This is a genomic window from Mucilaginibacter sp. (assembly GCF_039925265.1).
Taxonomy (GTDB): domain Bacteria; phylum Bacteroidota; class Bacteroidia; order Sphingobacteriales; family Sphingobacteriaceae; genus Mucilaginibacter.
In genome coordinates this window covers 39,203-56,539 of sequence record NZ_JBDSZG010000027.1, presented here as the reverse complement: position 1 = coordinate 56,539, position 17,337 = coordinate 39,203, and the positions used below count along the sequence as shown (strand labels likewise).

The following is a 17,337-nucleotide window of genomic DNA, read 5'->3' as shown; positions in this document are numbered from 1 at the left end:
GGTTTATCCGCCAAAGTACTCGGCAGAGTTATTTTCGGTTTCGTACAATCTCACCGAATGTAAAAACACACCCGGGTAAGCCTCTATCGGGGCTTTCAACTGGTTAAATATCTCAATGGTAAGCAACTCGGTCGATGCCATTTTGCCCTTCATAAAATCAACATCCAGGTTGAGGTTTTTATGGTCGAGTTTGTCAATAACATACTCGTTTATGATCTCCTTAAGTTCTTTAAGGTCTATCAGGTAGCCCGTTGCATGGGTAATTTCGCCTTTCACCGTTACAAACAGGTTGTAATTGTGGCCATGCCAGTTAGGGTTGGCACATTTGCCAAACACTTCGGCGTTTTTCTCTGCGCTCCATTCCTCGCGGTACATCCTGTGTGCCGCATTAAAATGTTCTTTGCGCGTAATATGTATCATCATAGCAATTAATGGTGCAAATATACAAAACAAAAATAGCCGAGTTGTTTTATCTTAGTGCTCGAAAAAAAATTTGAAGTATGCGGATTTTGTTTGTAGCGGCAACCGGGATGGAGGTAGGCGGGTTTATTTTAGATTTTGGGTTTCGTATTTCCGACTCGGAAAAGAAGAACATCTTTAAAACCAGCAGTTCGGCAACAGATGCCTCAAACTCCCTGCTGATAACAGGAGTGGGCATGGTTGCCACCGCTTTTGCCTTGGGTAAAGAGCTGGCTACCAACCAGTACGACCTGGCCATAAACCTCGGTATCGCCGGCAGTTTCGACCGCAGCATCGCGCTGGGCGAAGTGGTAGAAGTGGTAGATGACGCGCTATCTGAACTTGGCGCCGAGGATGCCGACTCCTTTTTACCCATCAGCCTGATGGGCTTGGGCGAAAGCACCTTTAAAGCATCTGAAACAATCGCGAATGTTTTTAAAGGCACTAAAGCTGCAGCCAAGTATAAAAACCTGAAACAGGTACGATCGATAACAGTAAACACCGTGCACGGCGAGGACGAATCTATCGAGAAAATTATCCGCCGCCTGAATCCTCAATTGGAAAGCATGGAAGGTGCAGCCTTTTTTTACGCATGCCGCCAGGCTGGGGTGCCTTGCATGCAGATCAGGGCAGTGTCAAATTACGTAGAAAAGCGTAACCGCGATAACTGGCGCATAGGGCTGGCCGTTAAAAATCTGGATACCTTTGCCATCGATCTGCTGAATACGCTAAAGGGATAGCAGCACAAGCCCCCCAGCCCCCTGAAGGGGGAGCAGAAGTTAAAAATTGAATAATGACATTAAAACAAAATCCCCCCTTCAGGGGGTTAGGGGGCATGAAACTTACAATCGGCTTTTCGCCTTGCCCAAATGATACTTTTATTTTTGATGCGCTCATCCATCATAAAATTGATACCGAGGGTTTGGATTTTGAGGTGTTTTACGATGATGTAGAAACGCTGAACCAAAAAGCTTTCCGCGGCGAACTGGATATTACCAAACTGAGCTGTCATGCTTTCGCGTATGCGGCCGATAAATACATTTTACTGGATGCAGGCAGCGCGCTGGGTTTCGGAGTGGGACCATTATTGATTTATAAGCCGCCTTACACAAGATTTCTCGAGAAAGGGGTAACTACGTTGTTTGACGCAACTTCGGGTACTACAGAGAAAACTGACCTTTCCGATTTTATTAACTCTTCTAAAATCGGTATCCCAGGCAAATTTACAACCGCCAATTTTTTATTGAGCCTTGCCTTACCGGATGCTAAAAACAAGATAGAAATTGTATTCTCGGAGGTTGAAAATTCTGTGTTAGATGGAACCATCGATTTTGGACTCATCATTCATGAGAACAGGTTTACCTATCAAAACAGGGGATTAGAGAAATTAATAGATCTTGGCGATTACTGGGAAAAACGCACCGGATGTGCTATACCCTTAGGCGGAATAGTTGCTAACCGTAATTTACCATTGGATGTTCAGCATAAAATAAACCGGGTGTTGAAACGCTCCGTGGAATTTGCTTTTGCCAACCCAAAATCGGGTCTGGAATACATCCGTTCTCACGCGCAGGAGATGAGTGAAGAGGTGATGTACAAACACATCGACCTGTATGTAAATAAATTCTCCGTGGATTTAGGCGAAGAGGGTAAAAAAGCGATTAAGCTTTTGTTTGATACCGCGCTGGAGAAAGGCATTATTCCATTTATAAGCGAGAATTTATTTTTGAACGAGTAGAACATTTTCGCCGCCGCTCGGCTCCTGCCGAGTGGCAACTATTACGAGGCCTCAGACCGCGGCGAGACATTGCTTAATAAGCGTCACTCGGCTGGAGCCGAGCGCCTGCCCCTTTTTAATTACAACGCCTTCTCTGCCAGCAGATCATCGGTCAACTTCTCAAACTCACTGATAAACTCGGTATAGTAGTGCCCTGTGCCCGGGCCGCTAAAACCGGTATGGATCTTACGTACATCGCCGCTTTTATCAATAATGATGGTAGTAGGGAAGCCCACCACCTTGGTAAGCATGGGCAGGCTTTTAGCCGTTTCGTCTTTATTGCTGGTGTAGCCGGTTATTAACAATGGATATGGGATGTTAAAACGGTCTTTTACCTGTGCAACCGTTTTTTGCGATTTGGCAAAATCGGTGGTGCGCTCGTAGGCCAGGCCTATTACCTCCACACCCTTATTGTGGTATTTTTTATAGTAATTCACCATGTAGGCGGTTTCGTCCATACAGTTAGGGCACCAGGATCCCATGATCTGGATGATCACCACCTTGTTTTTAAAGCGCTCATCTTCCAGTGAAACCGGGTTACCGTTTAGGTCTTTAAAGTTAAACGCCCGCTTTTTATATCCGGGCTTTAAAGCAGCTAATGAATATGCATCGGGTAGTTTGGCGTTCTCATCCCGTACGGCTGTCCATATATCTTTACCAGTTAAACCCGAAGAGAATTTGCCTTCGCTTAACGTATTATCATCAGCAATTTTCGCGGTGAATAAAAACGCGTGCCCGCCATCAAAGCAACTGAGGTAAAGCTGATCGCCGGAAACGGTGCCTTCTAAAAAACGGTAATCGCCGGTGGTGGTTAAAAAAGTGCCGGTAACCTTTGCGCCGGTTTGCTTAAACTCGCCCACCGTGGTATCCTTATCGGCAACCTCTTTACCAAATACAGCCGACCAGCGACCGCTTACATTATGTTTTGGTTTTTCGGCGTCTTTAAAAAAGCGGTAGGTAGTATTGGCGGTGGCAGTGAACTCCTGGGCAACGTCACGTACGCCAAGGTGCTTAATATAATGACCCTGCAAGGTTTGTCCGGTTTGTTTGAGCCTGAACTCCGAGTCGAACAAAGGCATTCTGATGAATACCGAATCGCCGCTGCCGGTTACGCCGGGCACTTTTAAATGCTCAGTGCTGTTAATCACCGCAATTTCTTGCTTGCCGCTGCCGCTTACTTCAAAATTGAAAGGGATCTCGTTCCCGGTGGCCGTTTTTAACACCCCGCGCCAGATACCTGTAGCCAGTTTTGTTTGTGCCGAAGCTATGTGGGTTAGCGAAGCGAATACTGCCGCGCCGATTAGAAATTTCCTGATCATAAAAAAGTCGACTAGTTCTATATACTTTGTCAAAAGTAATAAAAGCGCTCAACTATTTCAAAACTTCACGGGAAATGACAATGCGCTGAATTTCGGACGTTCCCTCGTAAATCTGCGTTATTTTGGCGTCGCGCATCAGGCGCTCCACATGGTATTCTTTTACAAACCCATACCCGCCGTGTATCTGCACGGCCTCAATGGTGGTACGCATGGCGGTTTCCGATGCAAATAGTTTAGCCATTGATGCCGCTTGCGCGTAAGGCAGTTTGTTATCCTTTAGCCAGGCCGCGCGGTAACATAACAGGCGGGCTGCTTCTATCTCAGTAGCCATATCGGCAAGTTTAAATTGGATGGCCTGCAGATCGCCCAATGTTTTGCCGAAGGCTTTTCGTTCTTTAGCATACTGTACGGAAAGCTCGTAAGCGCCCGCTGCTATACCCAATGCCTGTGATGCAATACCAATTCTACCGCCCTCCAGCGTGGCCATAGCAAATTTAAACCCGAAACCATCTTCGCCTATCCTGTTCTCCTTAGGTATTTTCACATCGGTAAACATCAGCGAATGCGTATCCGAACCACGGATGCCCAGCTTATTCTCCTTTGGCCCTACGGTGAAACCCTCCATCCCTTTTTCAACAATAAGCGCGTTAATGCCCCGGTGCTTTTTAGCGGCATCCGTTTGCGCCATTACTATATAGGTAGATGCCGTACTGCCGTTGGTGATCCAGTTTTTGGTGCCGTTTAACAGGTAATGGTCGCCCATATCAATAGCGGTGGTGCGCTGCGAGGTAGCATCAGAACCAGCCTCGGGCTCGCTGAGGCAAAAGGCGCCAATTACCTGGCCTTGTGCCAGCGGCACTAAATATTTCTGTTTCTGTTCTTCGTTGCCATATTTCTCCAGCCCGTAACATACCAGCGAGTTGTTTACCGATACCACCACCGATGCCGATGCATCCACCTTGGATAATTCTTCCATTACTATACTGTACGATATGGCGTCCATCCCGCTGCCGCCATACTCCGGCGAAACCATCATGCCCAAAAAGCCCAGCTCGCCCAGTTTTTTTATTTGTTCTGCGGGAAATTTTTGGTGTTCGTCGCGCTCTATTACACCGGGTTTTAGCTCGGTTTGTGCAAAATCGCGCGCCGCCTGGCGTATCATTAAATGTTCTTCGGTAAGGTCAAATTGCATGGTGGTATTTTGGTGAGCCTAAATTAAAGTATTATGCACGCATAGCAAAATTTATCGCACAAAAAAAGAGAGCCTTTTGGAAGCTCCCTTTTCCCCTAATTAATTTAAACTATTGATTAAACCCAAAAAAAAGAACAATTCATCTCAACTTGGGCTACTGAGAATTCAAGTAAGCCTGAACATCGAAAAACGTTTTTACATAGGTAGATGTATTTATGTTTTTATAAGGATGATGCAGGACTATCTACTTTTTAACAAAATTAAAGCCATAATTTTTTTCGTTTGGAGATGATTGTTTGAACGCCAATTTATATTTACTGAGTTTTAAAAACTGTCTAACCGACGCAATAGATCACTTTATTTACTGATTATAAACACTTTAAATAAAAAAAGCGTTTCAAAATTAAACATCAGCACCAAAACGTTTACAACTTTTGTGTTTAAGAATTTGTAAAATAATTTTTACAAAGGTTGCCCAACCGCAACTAATTAGAAATTAATTTAACTGTGTATATTTATCCGGATTAAAATTTCTGTTTTACCATACACCCCCTGTATTTTTTTACATACACCTGCTAAAAAATGGACAAAAAAACAAACACCCGTATTATTACAACTTTGGCAACTGCGGCGTTGCTGCTTGGTGCCTGCAAAAACTCCGGAGACGATAAGTCTAAGCTTTATGCCGAGAACGACCGCGTTTTTAAAAATATAGACGCCACCGTTAAACCCGGCGACGATTTCTTTTTGTACGCCAGCGGCAAGTGGCTAAAAGAAAACCCTATCCCTGCGGCCTATTCGGCATGGGGTATAGGTAATGTGGTGCAGGACGATTTACGCGAAAAACTGAAAAAAATTAACGAGGATGCCCTAAAGGCCAACGCCGAAAAAGGCAGCAATACCCAAAAAATAGGCGATTTCTATTTCAGCGGGATGGATACCGTTAATATTGAAAAACAAGGAATTGCCCCGCTTAAAGAAGAACTGGAGCGGATAGACCGCATCAGCGATGTAAAATCACTGGTAGCGGAGTTTGCACATCTGGGCACTATTGGCGTACCAAACCCCATTGGTACTTATGTTGGCCAGGATGATAAAAACAGCAGCAAAATGATGCTGCAGCTTTACCAAGCAGGCATAGGGCTGCCCAACCGCGATTATTATTTTAACAGCGATAAGCATAGCGTTGAGATCCGTACCGATTATCAGCAAAAGCATTTACCTATACTATTTAAACTAATGGGCATGGCATCCGGCGAAGTAAGCGGCGCTACAGCCAAAACTTACCTGATAGAAAAAGCACTTGCCGATAGCTCCCGTAAGCTGGAAGACCTGCGCGACCCATACCACAATTATAACAAAATGACCGTTGCCGGCTTAGGGAAAATTGCACCACTGGTAGATTGGAAAGCCACTTTTGAGCAATTGGGCTACAAAAATGTAGACACCGTAATTGTTGGCCAGCCCGAGTATTACCGTGCCGTAAACAAAGCGCTTACCGCCTTTACCCTTGCCGATTGGAAAAGCTACCTCAAGAAAAACCTCGTGAGCGATGCAAGCCCGTATTTGAGCAAAGCTTTTGACGAAGAGAACTTCCGCTTTTTTGGAACGCGACTATACGGGCGAAAGGAGCAATTGCCGCGCTGGAAACGTGTTTTAGACACCGAGAACGGCCTCATGGGCGAAGTGCTTGGGCAAATATTTGTGAAAGAATACTTCCCGGAAGAAGCTAAGGCGCGGTACGTAAAATTGGTAGAAGATATGCGAGCTACCTTTAAAGAGCATATTGAAAAGCTGGATTGGATGAGCCCTGCCACCAAAGAAAAAGCCTACGAAAAACTGGCCAAAGTAATGCCTAAAGTTGGCTACCCCGATAAGTGGAAAGATTATTCTTCGCTAACTATCAACCGCTCTTCTTACGCCATGAACGTAATGCGCGGCAGCATATTTCAGCATAATGAGAACGCCGAAAAGTTGGGCAAACCGGTCGACCGTACCGAATGGGGTATGACACCACAAACCTACAACGCCTACTACAACCCATCAAATAACGAAATTGTATTGCCTGCCGCCATATTTATGATCCCCGGCGCTAAAGATGCCAATATAGACGATGCTGTGGTTTACGGCTATGCGGCGGCATCAACCATTGGCCACGAAATGACCCACGGTTTTGACGACCAGGGCCGCCAGTACGATGCACAAGGCAACCTAAAAGCCTGGTGGACCCCGCAAGATTCGGCAAAGTTTGCGCAACGCGCGCAAATGCTGATAGAGCAATTCAACAATTATAACGTTGGCGACCAGCATGTAAATGGTAAAGCAACCCTGGGCGAAAACATTGCCGATTTGGGTGGTATCGTCATCGGTCTGGATGCATTCAAAAAAACTGAACAATATAAAGAAGGTAAAACGATAAACGGCTTAACCCCGGTGCAGCGTTACTTTATGGGCTATGCCCTCGGCTGGCTTGGGCATGACAGGCCCGAATCATTAGCGAGCCAATTGCTTAGCGATGTGCATTCGCCAGGGTTTATGCGCGTAAATGGGCCATTTACCGATGTACCCGAGTTTTACGAAGCCTTCGGTATTAAAAAAGGAGATAAAATGTGGCTCGACCCGGCTAAGCGGGTGAAGATCTGGTAGGGTTATTTTAACCACAGAGCACACGGAATTTTCGCAGAGAGGCGCAGAGATTTTTCTTTGTGCCCTTCTGCTTTTTCCGTAGAGACGCAATATTTTGCGTCTCCCGCATGCAAAGCCTTGCGCGTGTTTACACAACTCATCCCCACATAAAATTTACATACTGTAATACATTTGCTTGTTTATATTTACACCATGCAAATTGTACACCTGCTACAGGATTGGTGGCAGCATCAAACCTGGCTCGAAATAATTGGCGTTATTACCGGGTTGGCCTGTGTTTACCTGGCGGCTAAAAACAACATCTGGAACTGGCCCATAGCCATGATCAGCGTCACCATTTACATTTTTATTTTTTTTGAAGCGCATTTGTTTGCAGATATGGGCTTGCAGGTTTATTTTTTTGTGGTGAACCTGTATGGCTGGTATTACTGGGCCAATAAACCTGCTTCGGAAAAAAAGATCCCGGTTGCCCGGATAACCAGGGTAGAAATATTGATATCGGCAGGCGCAATTGTTATATTCACCTATATTTTGGGTACAATTTTAAAGTATACCACGGCATCGTTCCCCTACCTGGATAGTTTTTGCACGGCGTGTAGCCTGGTTGCCCAAGTGTTTTTAGCACGAAAGGTTATAGAGAACTGGCTGATATGGATCTTTGTAGATGTGATATACGTTGGCGTTTACTTGTATAAAGACCTCCATCTTACCGCGGTGATGTATGCCATATACGTTGGTATTGCCATAATGGGGTATGTGGACTGGCGCAAGGACTACGCCCCCCAGCCCCCTGAAGGGGGAGCAGGAGTTAAACTGTAAAGAATGAACAAATCCGACATCGAACATCCGAATTCCGAAATCATAAAAATAGCTGTAGTTGGCCCCGAATCTACCGGCAAATCTACCATGTCGGCATTTTTGGCGCGTCATTTTAATACCGTTTGGGTTCCCGAGTACGCCCGCAGTTATTGCGAAAAACTTACCGCCGCCCCTACCTGGCAAGATGAGATAAACATGTTCACCGGGCAACTGGCCCTGGAGGAAGAGTTTGTACCACAGGCAAACAAGCTGCTTATCTGCGATACTACCTTCATCACGGTAAAGATCTGGAGCGACCATGTTTTTGGCGAATCGCCCAGAGAAGTGCTTGATGAATTGCCCAAACACCCATACGATCTTTATTTACTGCTAAATATCGACCTCCCCTGGGAAGAGGACCCCCTGCGGGATTTCCCGCACATGCGCGAGCATTTTATGGCTGTTTGGTACCAGGAACTGGATGCGTTGAAGGCGAATTACGTGTTGATATCCGGCACCGGAGACGACCGGTATGATAACGCCGTGGCGGCTGTGAACACCTTCCTTAACCGAAAATAATTTCGCCATAAACGGATTATTCCGCTATATATTTCATCATCCGCAAAAAAAACTGCAGTTTAAACAAATAAAAGTCACACTCCATGCAACGTTGTTAAATAGCCTGCGTCATTTAACTTGAAACCTCACAAAATTAATTGGAAGCTGTATTTGTAGATAAGCATTATCAACTGGTAGTTGAGTGTAAGCAGGGAAGCAAAAAAGCCTGTTACGAGTTGTACAAACTTTATTCTAAAGCGATGCTAAACATTGCCTTTAGGATAGTGGGCAACGTTGGCGAGGCGGAAGATGTTTTGCAGGAAGCCTTTACTGATGCTTTTAACAGGATGAAGGATTTTAGGCAGGAAACAACCTTTGGGCTTTGGCTTAAACAAATTGTGGTGCACCGCTCCATTAACCTGTTGCGCAAACGCAAGCTGGACCTGGTGGAGATAGAAGACGGGCACCTGGATAATGTTGCCGACGAGGAGCCTTGGGACGATGATGAGATACAATACAAAGTGGCCCAGGTAAAAGAGGCCATGAAAGAATTACCGGATGGCTACCGGGTGGTACTATCGCTTTACTTGTTAGAGGGGTACGACCATGAAGAGATTGGCCAGGTACTGGGGATAAACGAGAACACATCGCGAACCCAGTTTTTAAGAGCGAAAAGGAAATTGAACGAGATACTAATTAGAAAAGGAATAACCAAATGAGCAAGCGTTTAGAAGATTTTATGGCCGAAAACAGGGAAGAATTTGATGACCTGCAACCCCGCGCCGATATCTGGAATAACATCTCAAAAGAACTGGATGCCTGGGAGGCTGAGCAGCTGCCAAAAAAGCGCGAAGCAAAAACTTTTTCTCTTGGCTTTGTACTAAGAGTGGCCGCCATGATCATCGTGGCTATGGGCATCGGGTTCGGTATATATATACAAAGCCAAAAAACAAACGGCGACGTTGACCTCGCCGCCATTAACCCTGCCTACGCCAAGCAGCAGGTGCAATACGCATCGCTGATTGAAGCCAAAAAGATAGAATTAAAACAAGTAGCAAAATTCGACCCGCAGCTTTACAATGAGTTTAACAACGAACTGGTAAAAATGCAGGCCAATTATAAAAAATTGAATACAGATTTGGCCACCAGCCCCAACCAGGAGCGTGTTTTACGTGCAATGATCCGGAACTTGCAAATACAAACCGAGGTGCTTAATCAGCAATTAAGTGTAATACAACAATTCAATCAAAGCAAAAAGGAACAGCAAAATGGAACTAAAGATATTTAACCACAGGGTGTTTGCATTAATTGCAAGCATTGCCATCAGCACCGCTGCATTTGCACAGGCAAAACCGGTAAGCCCCCAATCCACTGATGCTCAAACCGAGCAACTGGACGACAAAGCCTTTCAAAAGCAAATGACCGATCTGCAAAAGCAGATGGGTAAGCTGCAAAAGCAAATGAACAAACTGCGCATAGATAAAAGCACGCAGAAGATGGTTATCGCCTCAAAAAAGTTCAACAACGAATTTAAAATGAAGTTTAAAGACTTTGGGGCGGACTTTGGCAAGAGCTTCGGCAAAGACTTCGGTAAAAATTTTGCGGGCAGCTTTAAGGATATGGTGCCCGATATGAGCAACACCTTCAGCAATTTCAAAAATTTCAATATCAATATAAATTCAGATAGTGCCGAATACAAACAAAAGGTTGCCAGCGGCGATATCATCGAAAAAGTAAAAAATTACAGCAAAAGCTACAGCGTGGATGCTAACGATATGCTGCAGATAAGCAACAGCTTTGGTAAGATAACCGTAAACACCTGGAACAAAAACGAATTTAAGGTTGATGTACAGATGAAATTCGGGTCTGACGATGCCGATGCTGTTAACGATATGATCAATGGCTCGAGCATTAGCGATAGTAAGGTTGGGTCAACAGTATCGTTTAAAACTAACCTGTACCATAACGATTCTAACCGTCGTAACAAAAATCAAAGTATTGAGATCAATTATACCGTGTATATGCCTGCCGGTAACCCTATTGATATTAACAACCGCTTTGGCGCGGTTATCCTGCCTGAACTGTCTGGCAAGTCATTCATCAAAGTATCGTACGGCGCGCTTACTGCCGGTAGCCTTTCTAATGCGCAGAACGAAGTAGATGTGCGGTTTGGCGACGCAAATATTGCCAACTTCAACAGTGGTAAAATAGAAGTATCGTACGGCAAATTAAAAACAGGCACCGTTAATAACATCGATGCCGAAATAAAATTCGCATCTATCAGTATCGACAGGCTTAAAGGTTCGGCAGATGTGAATGTAAGATACGGCGACGGTTTCCGCATAGGCACTATCGACAAAACAGTGAAGAACATTAATGTTGACGCCCAGTTCACCAAGATCAACTTTGATTTTAAACAACTGGAGAACTTTAACTTTGACGTAACTACCAAGTTTGGCAACTTTAATTACGATGACGACAGGGTAAAGGTAACTTCCAAATCACCATCTGACGAAGACAGGGGGTGGTCGTCTACCAAAAGCTACAAAGGATATGTGGGCAGTACAAATTCTGCCAACAAAATTGTAATCAATGCAAGCTATACTAATGTTGGCTTCAACTAAGCCGCCATAATAGTCACAAAAACAGGTTTTTTGCAGCACCCTTGCCATAATAGGCAGGGGTTTTGTTATTTTAGTGCGCATACAAATTTTACCCATGGAAATATTTACCGACCCGGAAGCGTGGATATCATTGATCACCCTTACTGTATTAGAGATCGTTCTTGGTATCGATAACGTCATATTTATCTCTATTCTGTCAGATAAACTGCCAAAAAACCAGCAGGCCAGGGGCCGGCGCATGGGTTTGGCCGGAGCCATGATTACCCGTGTGTTGTTACTGCTCTCCATTACCTGGGTAATGAAACTCACCGACCCGCTGTTTAGCATAGCCGGCCTGGTAGGCGCTACCGACCCGGAGTGGGTTGAAAAGCTTGCCATCTCAGGTCGCGACCTGATATTGATCATCGGAGGTTTATTCCTCATCTATAAAAGCACTGCCGAAATTCACCACAAAATAGAGGGTGAGGAAGAAGACGCAGCCAAGGTAAAACCAAAATCGTTTTGGGCCACCATTGTGCAGATCATGTTGCTGGATATTGTTTTCTCTTTAGATTCGGTGATCACAGCCGTAGGTATGGCGCAGCACGTAGAGATCATGATAGCCGCTGTAGTTGTAGCCGTGGGCATTATGATGTGGGCATCAAACAGCGTTGCCGCCTTTGTAAACAAGCATCCAACCGTAAAAATGCTGGCCTTATCGTTCCTGTTACTGATAGGTGTATCATTATTGGCCGAGGCATTTGAGCAGCACATCCCTAAAGGGTATATCTACTTCGCCATGGCGTTCTCTATATTGGTAGAGATGCTGAACCTTAAAATGCGTGCAAAACGCGCGGCTAAGAGCGCTAAAGGCATAAAAGTGTTGCCAACAAAGAAGTAAAGAATAGAGGAGGGCCAAAAAAACATTGTCATTGCGAGCGAAGCGCGGCAACCTCATCGGACGCACCGGTATGCAAAGCCGCTGTGCACTCGGGCATGCTGAGATTGCCACGTCGCTATCGCTCCTCGCAATGACAATGTTGTATTTTCCTACTTAAACTTGTTCTTCAGCGCCGCCAGTTTACTCATCATATCCATCTCAGGCTCTGGTGCCGGTTTAGTGGCAGGGCGTTGCACAAACGGTTTTTGAGCAGGTCTTTGTTGTTCCCGTGGCTTGTTTACGGCAGGTGCATCACGTTTTTCATTTTCTTTCATTGATAGTGAAATGCGCTTGCGGTTAGCATCTACCTCGGTAACGGTAACTTCTACCTTTTGATGCACTTTAAGCACCTCGTTAGGGTCTTTGATGTAGCGATTGGTTATCTGGCTCAGGTGTACCAAACCATCCTGGTGAACGCCTATATCTACAAAAGCGCCAAAGTTGGTGATGTTGGTTACAATACCGGGCAGTTTCATCCCTACCTTCAAGTCGTTAATACCATTCACGCCATCGGTAAAACTGAATGCCTCGAACTGCTCGCGTGGATCGCGGCCGGGTTTGGCCAGCTCGGCGATGATATCGTTAAGGGTGGGTAAACCTACCGCGTCCGAAATGTATTTTTGCAGGGGAATGGATTTACGAAGCTTGTCATCGCCCATCAGGTCCTGCACTTTACAGTTCATGTCTTTGGCTATTTGCTCAACCAGGGCATAACGCTCTGGATGCACGGCGCTGGTATCCAAAGGATTTTCAGCCCCGCGGATACGCAGGAAGCCGGCTGCCTGCTCGTAAGCCTTATCGCCAAGGCGGGCTACTTTTTTCAACTCGCTGCGGCGTTTAAAAGCGCCGTTCTGGTTACGGTACTCTACAATGTTCTGCGCCAACTGCGGGCCGAGGCCGGATACGTAAGCCAGGATCTGTTTGGATGCAGTGTTCAACTCCACCCCTACGGCGTTTACGCAACTAACAACCGTATCATCCAGCGAGGTTTGCAGTTTATTTTGATCAACATCGTGCTGGTACTGGCCCACACCGATGGATTTTGGGTCAATTTTTACCAATTCCGCTAACGGATCCATTAAACGGCGACCGATAGATACGGCGCCGCGCACGGTAATATCTTTATCCGGGAACTCATCCCTCGCCACTTCCGAAGCGGAATAGATAGATGCCCCGCTTTCGTTCACCATTGCAATAACAGCACCCGGCAGGTTCAGGTTGCGTACAAACACTTCCGTTTCGCGGCCGGCGGTGCCGTTGCCAATGGCAATAGCTTCTATGTTATAACGCCCGAACAAGTGCTGAACGGTTTTCTCCGCTTCTTTTGCCTGGCCTGCGCCGGTATGCGGGTAAATGGCGGTATTCTCCAATAGTTTGCCCTGCTCATCCAAACAAACCAGCTTACAGCCCGTACGGAAACCGGGGTCGATAGCCATGATGCGTTTTTGCCCTAATGGTGCGCCTAACAACAACTGGCGGGCGTTCTCGGCGAATACACGGATAGCTTCTTCGTCGGCCTTCTTTTTGGTAAGCAGGCGGATCTCTGTTTCCATTGATGGCTTCAGCAGGCGTTTATAACCGTCGCTAACAGCTAAACCAACCTGTGATGATGCTGCGTTACGGTTTTTAACAAACTCGCGTTCCAGCAGGTTAAGAGCATCGTCCTCGGTTGGTTTAATATCCAGCCAAAGGATCTCCTCTTTCTCGCCGCGGCGCATAGCCAGTATCCGGTGCGATGGTGCCGATTTAACGGGCTCCGTCCAATCGAAATAATCTTTGTATTTGATGCCCTCTACCTCTTTACCATCGGCCACCTTAGATTGGAAGGTGCCTTTTTCGGTAAACAACTCGCGCATTTTGGCGCGGGTTTCAGCGTGTTCGCTAATGTACTCGGCAATAATATCGCGCGCCCCGGCCAATGCTTCTTCGGTGTTTTTTACGCCTTTCTCCTCATCAATATATTTACCGGCTTCCAGTTCCGGGTCGAAATTCTTTTGTTCTAACAGTACATCTGCCAGCGGCTGCAGGCCCTTTTCGCGGGCGGCGGTTGCGCGGGTTTTCCGTTTAGGGCGATAAGGCAGGTAAATATCCTCCAGCAACACCATCGTTTCGGCAGCGTTTATTTGTGCCTCCAATACCGGGGTAAGTTTACCCAAATCGGTAAGCGATTTCAGGATGGCCTCGCGGCGTTTATCCAGATCGCGCAGTTGTTGTACGCGGTCGCGGATGGCGGCTACCTGCACCTCGTCCAGGCTGCCTGTTGCCTCTTTGCGGTAACGGGAGATGAAAGGCACGGTTGCGCCCTCGTCTAACAAAGCAATAGTTGCGCTTACCTGTTTGCTGCCAACAGAAAGTTCCTGCGCTATTTTAAGGTTGTATGATTCCATTTTCTGTTTTTTTGGATTTCGCCGATAAGGGCGATTCCATTGATTTTAGTCCCCCCGATATAAAACGGAAATGCGAAGTTGGGGGTATTTGGGGAGAAATTCAAAAAAAGATTGTTAACAAAAAAGAGGACGTTTATAGTCTGCGATGGTATGAGCTTGCCACTGCTCGCTATAATAAAGGTTGATACGTTATCGGGGGCTACCCATCAGGTGGCTGGGAGCTAAAACGGTATAATCACCTTAAAACTCAAATTGCGCCCGATGTTGTATATCCCCAGTCTGCCGTTTGGCGATGAATTATAGTACTCAAAATATTTTAGCCTGTTTAGGTTAGATTGATAAGCTACATCGAACAGGTTATCGGTCTGCAAAAACAATTCTAACAGGGGTTTGCCACCTTTGCGGGTTACCGTTGTACTTATGCCGGTGTTGATTAGGGTGTAACCCGGCGTGGCGGTTTCGGTATTGTTTAGGGAGTAGAAATGGTTTTGTGCGGAATACATATCAGCCTCGGCACGCAAAGTTATCTTACTAAAAATGCCATATGTGCCCTGCAATTTTATGGCCAGTACCGAACGGATATGCAGCGGTGGTATAAAAGGCAGGTATTTAGCGGCACCGTTTGATTGGGCTATTAGCTTATCGTTTTGGTTTAACCCAACCACATAAGCAAGGCTGTTATTCAAACTGAACCATTTTAGATTATGCGGGTGCAGGTTAAAACTAAACTCGGCACCGTACAGCCGCGCTTTGGATTGTTGATACTGGTAGGTGCTGTTGCCCGCGACGATGACCACCGGGTTGCCGTTGGCGTCATCCAGCCGCGATTGGTAAATGTAGTTTTGCACCTGGTTGTTAAAAAGTTCGGCGGTAATATCGGCATCTTTCAGGTAGGCAATGAAACCAATGTCTTCCTGCAAGTTAAACTCGGGGACAAAGTTACGGTTGCCCAGGTAAACAATGTGCGCGCCGGGATCGAGCCCGTTGCTACCAATTTCGGTAATGTTTGGCGCGCGGTAGCCGCGGGCTATGTTTGCCTTTAGCAAAACCCGTTCGGTTAGGTTATAGGTGAAACCCAAACTGCCCGAGATACCGTGGTAGTTGTGGTTGAAATCAGGGAATTGCAGCCGCCCGCCAGTGGTATTGGCCACAACCCTTTGCTCGAAGGCGTTTGCGGCATTCGGGCCGACATAAAAATCATCCCAATGGATGTTACGGGTATCGTAACGTATACCACCCGAGATATCGGCTTTGCCAATACTTTTTTTCGCAAAGAAAAAACCACCGACATCAAACAGGTTATAATCGGGTATCGGAAAATCGGTTGCGGCCTTGCTGCGGTTGGTTTGGTAGATCCCGTTTACACCAACCGAGGTTTCGAAGCCGGCAAAAAGTGGGGGGCTGTACCGAAGATCGTAATTAAGTGTGTTCAGCGTAACGTAAAGCCCCGCTTGCTGTGGCTGCGTAGGGTGATTGTATTCGCGGCGTACGCTTTGCTGGCCGCCAAAAGATGCATTTAACACCCCATCGCCCAGCTTAAATTCGTTTTTACTGTAGAGGCGATAATGCTGTATGTGCTGGTGCAATGGCGTTATCCTGTACGACCTTAGAAAATCTTCAGGGGCAAAGGGGCGGTTCTTGATGTTATCGTTCGGCCCCTCGGCCACTTGCCTGGTAAATTTGCGGGTAAGTGAATCGCGGCTGCCATCAGGTATTTCCTGCTGGTTATTGTAAATAGTCGCTGCCAGTTGCGAGTAACCCCATTTTTTATCGGTACGCAACATGCCCGATGCGATGTACTCTCTAAAGGCAGAATTGTAAACCGGCCCGTCTATCTTATTTTGGTAGTTATGCGCCAGCTTGCCCGTTATGCGGAAAGCGTATTTCCAATCATTTTTTTTGTAGGATAAGCCTAACGAGGAGCCGAAAAGCCCGTTATTAGTGTGGTAATCGGTCGCAAAATCGCCTTTGAGCTTGCCCTCAGGGCCGTTAGGAATGTACGGAATGAGGTTGATAACACCCGCCAGCGCATCCGAGCCATAGGTTAAACTTGCCGGGCCTTTTATCACTTCGGCACGAGAGATGCCATACTGGTCTATCTCTATACCGTGCTCATCGCCCCATTGCTGCCCTTCCTGCCTAATCCCATCGTACAATGTTAAAACCCGGTTATAACCCAAACCCCTAATGAAAGGCTTGGATATGTTTGGCCCCGTAGTAACGGCGGTAACGCCAGGCACGCCTTTTATTACCGCATCAATAATATTATTGTTCACATGCTGATCTATATCCGCTTTGGTCATTACTGCAATAGGCACCGGGTTGCTTCGCAACTCGGTAGCGCGCGATACGCCGGTTACAACTACTTCGTTCAGTTTGGAGCTACCTTCTTTTAAATCGGCATTTAGCTTTACTGTGGTGGCACCTGCTATGGTGGCCTTCACCCTTTCGGGATAATAGCCAATACTGCTGAATACTGCCGTGTACTGCCCGGCGGGCAAGTTCTTAATTTCATAAACGCCCTGCTGGTTTGTGGTAGCGCCAAGTTTTGTGCCGGCAAGGGTAACTGTAGCATAAGCCAAAGGCCTGTTGCCGGCAGTTACAACGCCGGCTAACCCCCCGCTTTGAGCGAAAGTTGCTGACACACATAATAAAAAC

14 protein-coding genes are annotated in these 17,337 nt (G+C 46.3%); 9 read left to right on the top strand and 5 right to left on the bottom strand.

Annotated features, from left to right (window positions below; all coding sequences use genetic code 11):
* Positions 1–3: 3 nt before the first annotated feature.
* Positions 4–420: a 6-carboxytetrahydropterin synthase gene (locus ABIX36_RS12915; RefSeq protein ID WP_128536398.1), complete on the bottom strand. Its 417-nt coding sequence runs from the start codon at positions 418–420 to the stop codon at positions 4–6.
* Between the two features lie 80 nt (positions 421–500).
* Here ABIX36_RS12915 and mqnB point away from each other — a divergent pair, with 80 nt between their 5' ends.
* Positions 501–1,199, top strand: coding sequence for a futalosine hydrolase (gene mqnB, locus ABIX36_RS12910; protein WP_348082576.1), 699 nt, complete (start codon positions 501–503; stop codon positions 1,197–1,199).
* A 95-nt stretch (positions 1,200–1,294) separates the two neighbouring features.
* Complete coding sequence (locus ABIX36_RS12905; RefSeq protein WP_348082575.1) at positions 1,295–2,197, top strand: 1,4-dihydroxy-6-naphthoate synthase; 903 nt, start codon at positions 1,295–1,297, stop codon at positions 2,195–2,197.
* Positions 2,198–2,316: 119 nt separating this feature from the next.
* Here the strand turns inward: ABIX36_RS12905 and ABIX36_RS12900 are convergent, their stop codons facing one another.
* The gene (locus tag ABIX36_RS12900; protein WP_348082574.1) at positions 2,317–3,555 is read right to left on the bottom strand and encodes a TlpA disulfide reductase family protein; all 1,239 of its coding nucleotides are present in this window, start codon (positions 3,553–3,555) and stop codon (positions 2,317–2,319) included.
* 52 nt (positions 3,556–3,607) lie between these two features.
* The gene (locus tag ABIX36_RS12895; RefSeq protein WP_348082573.1) at positions 3,608–4,747 is read right to left on the bottom strand and encodes an acyl-CoA dehydrogenase; all 1,140 of its coding nucleotides are present in this window, start codon (positions 4,745–4,747) and stop codon (positions 3,608–3,610) included.
* 582 nt (positions 4,748–5,329) lie between these two features.
* Here ABIX36_RS12895 and ABIX36_RS12890 point away from each other — a divergent pair.
* The 7 genes from ABIX36_RS12890 (at position 5,330) to ABIX36_RS12860 (ending at position 12,253) form a co-directional block, all read left to right on the top strand.
* Entirely contained in the window at positions 5,330–7,393 is a 2,064-nt protein-coding gene (locus tag ABIX36_RS12890) for a M13 family metallopeptidase (protein ID WP_348082572.1), read from the top strand.
* A gap of 192 nt (positions 7,394–7,585) precedes the next feature.
* Positions 7,586–8,212 (top strand): nicotinamide riboside transporter PnuC, encoded by a 627-nt coding sequence (gene pnuC, locus ABIX36_RS12885; RefSeq protein ID WP_348082571.1) that lies wholly within the window; start codon positions 7,586–7,588, stop codon positions 8,210–8,212.
* Between the two features lie 3 nt (positions 8,213–8,215).
* Entirely contained in the window at positions 8,216–8,770 is a 555-nt protein-coding gene (locus tag ABIX36_RS12880) for an ATP-binding protein (RefSeq protein ID WP_348082570.1), read from the top strand.
* Between the two features lie 137 nt (positions 8,771–8,907).
* Positions 8,908–9,468, top strand: a complete 561-nt coding sequence (locus ABIX36_RS12875) for an RNA polymerase sigma factor (protein WP_348082569.1) — start codon at positions 8,908–8,910, stop codon at positions 9,466–9,468.
* The gene (locus tag ABIX36_RS12870; protein WP_348082568.1) at positions 9,465–10,037 is read left to right on the top strand and encodes a hypothetical protein; all 573 of its coding nucleotides are present in this window, start codon (positions 9,465–9,467) and stop codon (positions 10,035–10,037) included. The genes ABIX36_RS12875 and ABIX36_RS12870 overlap by 4 nt, the downstream gene beginning before the upstream one ends.
* On the top strand, positions 10,018–11,373 hold the full coding sequence (locus tag ABIX36_RS12865; RefSeq protein ID WP_348082567.1) for a hypothetical protein: 1,356 nt from the start codon (positions 10,018–10,020) through the stop codon (positions 11,371–11,373). The genes ABIX36_RS12870 and ABIX36_RS12865 overlap by 20 nt, the downstream gene beginning before the upstream one ends.
* 94 nt (positions 11,374–11,467) lie before the next feature.
* The gene (locus ABIX36_RS12860) at positions 11,468–12,253 is read left to right on the top strand and encodes a TerC family protein (protein WP_348082566.1); all 786 of its coding nucleotides are present in this window, start codon (positions 11,468–11,470) and stop codon (positions 12,251–12,253) included.
* 149 nt (positions 12,254–12,402) lie between these two features.
* Here the strand turns inward: ABIX36_RS12860 and ABIX36_RS12855 are convergent, their stop codons facing one another.
* Together ABIX36_RS12855 and ABIX36_RS12850 are read right to left on the bottom strand one after the other, a co-directional pair.
* Positions 12,403–14,679, bottom strand: coding sequence for a Tex family protein (locus ABIX36_RS12855; RefSeq protein ID WP_348082565.1), 2,277 nt, complete (start codon positions 14,677–14,679; stop codon positions 12,403–12,405).
* Between the two features lie 221 nt (positions 14,680–14,900).
* On the bottom strand, positions 14,901–17,324 hold the full coding sequence (locus ABIX36_RS12850) for a TonB-dependent receptor (protein ID WP_348082564.1): 2,424 nt from the start codon (positions 17,322–17,324) through the stop codon (positions 14,901–14,903).
* Positions 17,325–17,337: the final 13 nt, after the last annotated feature.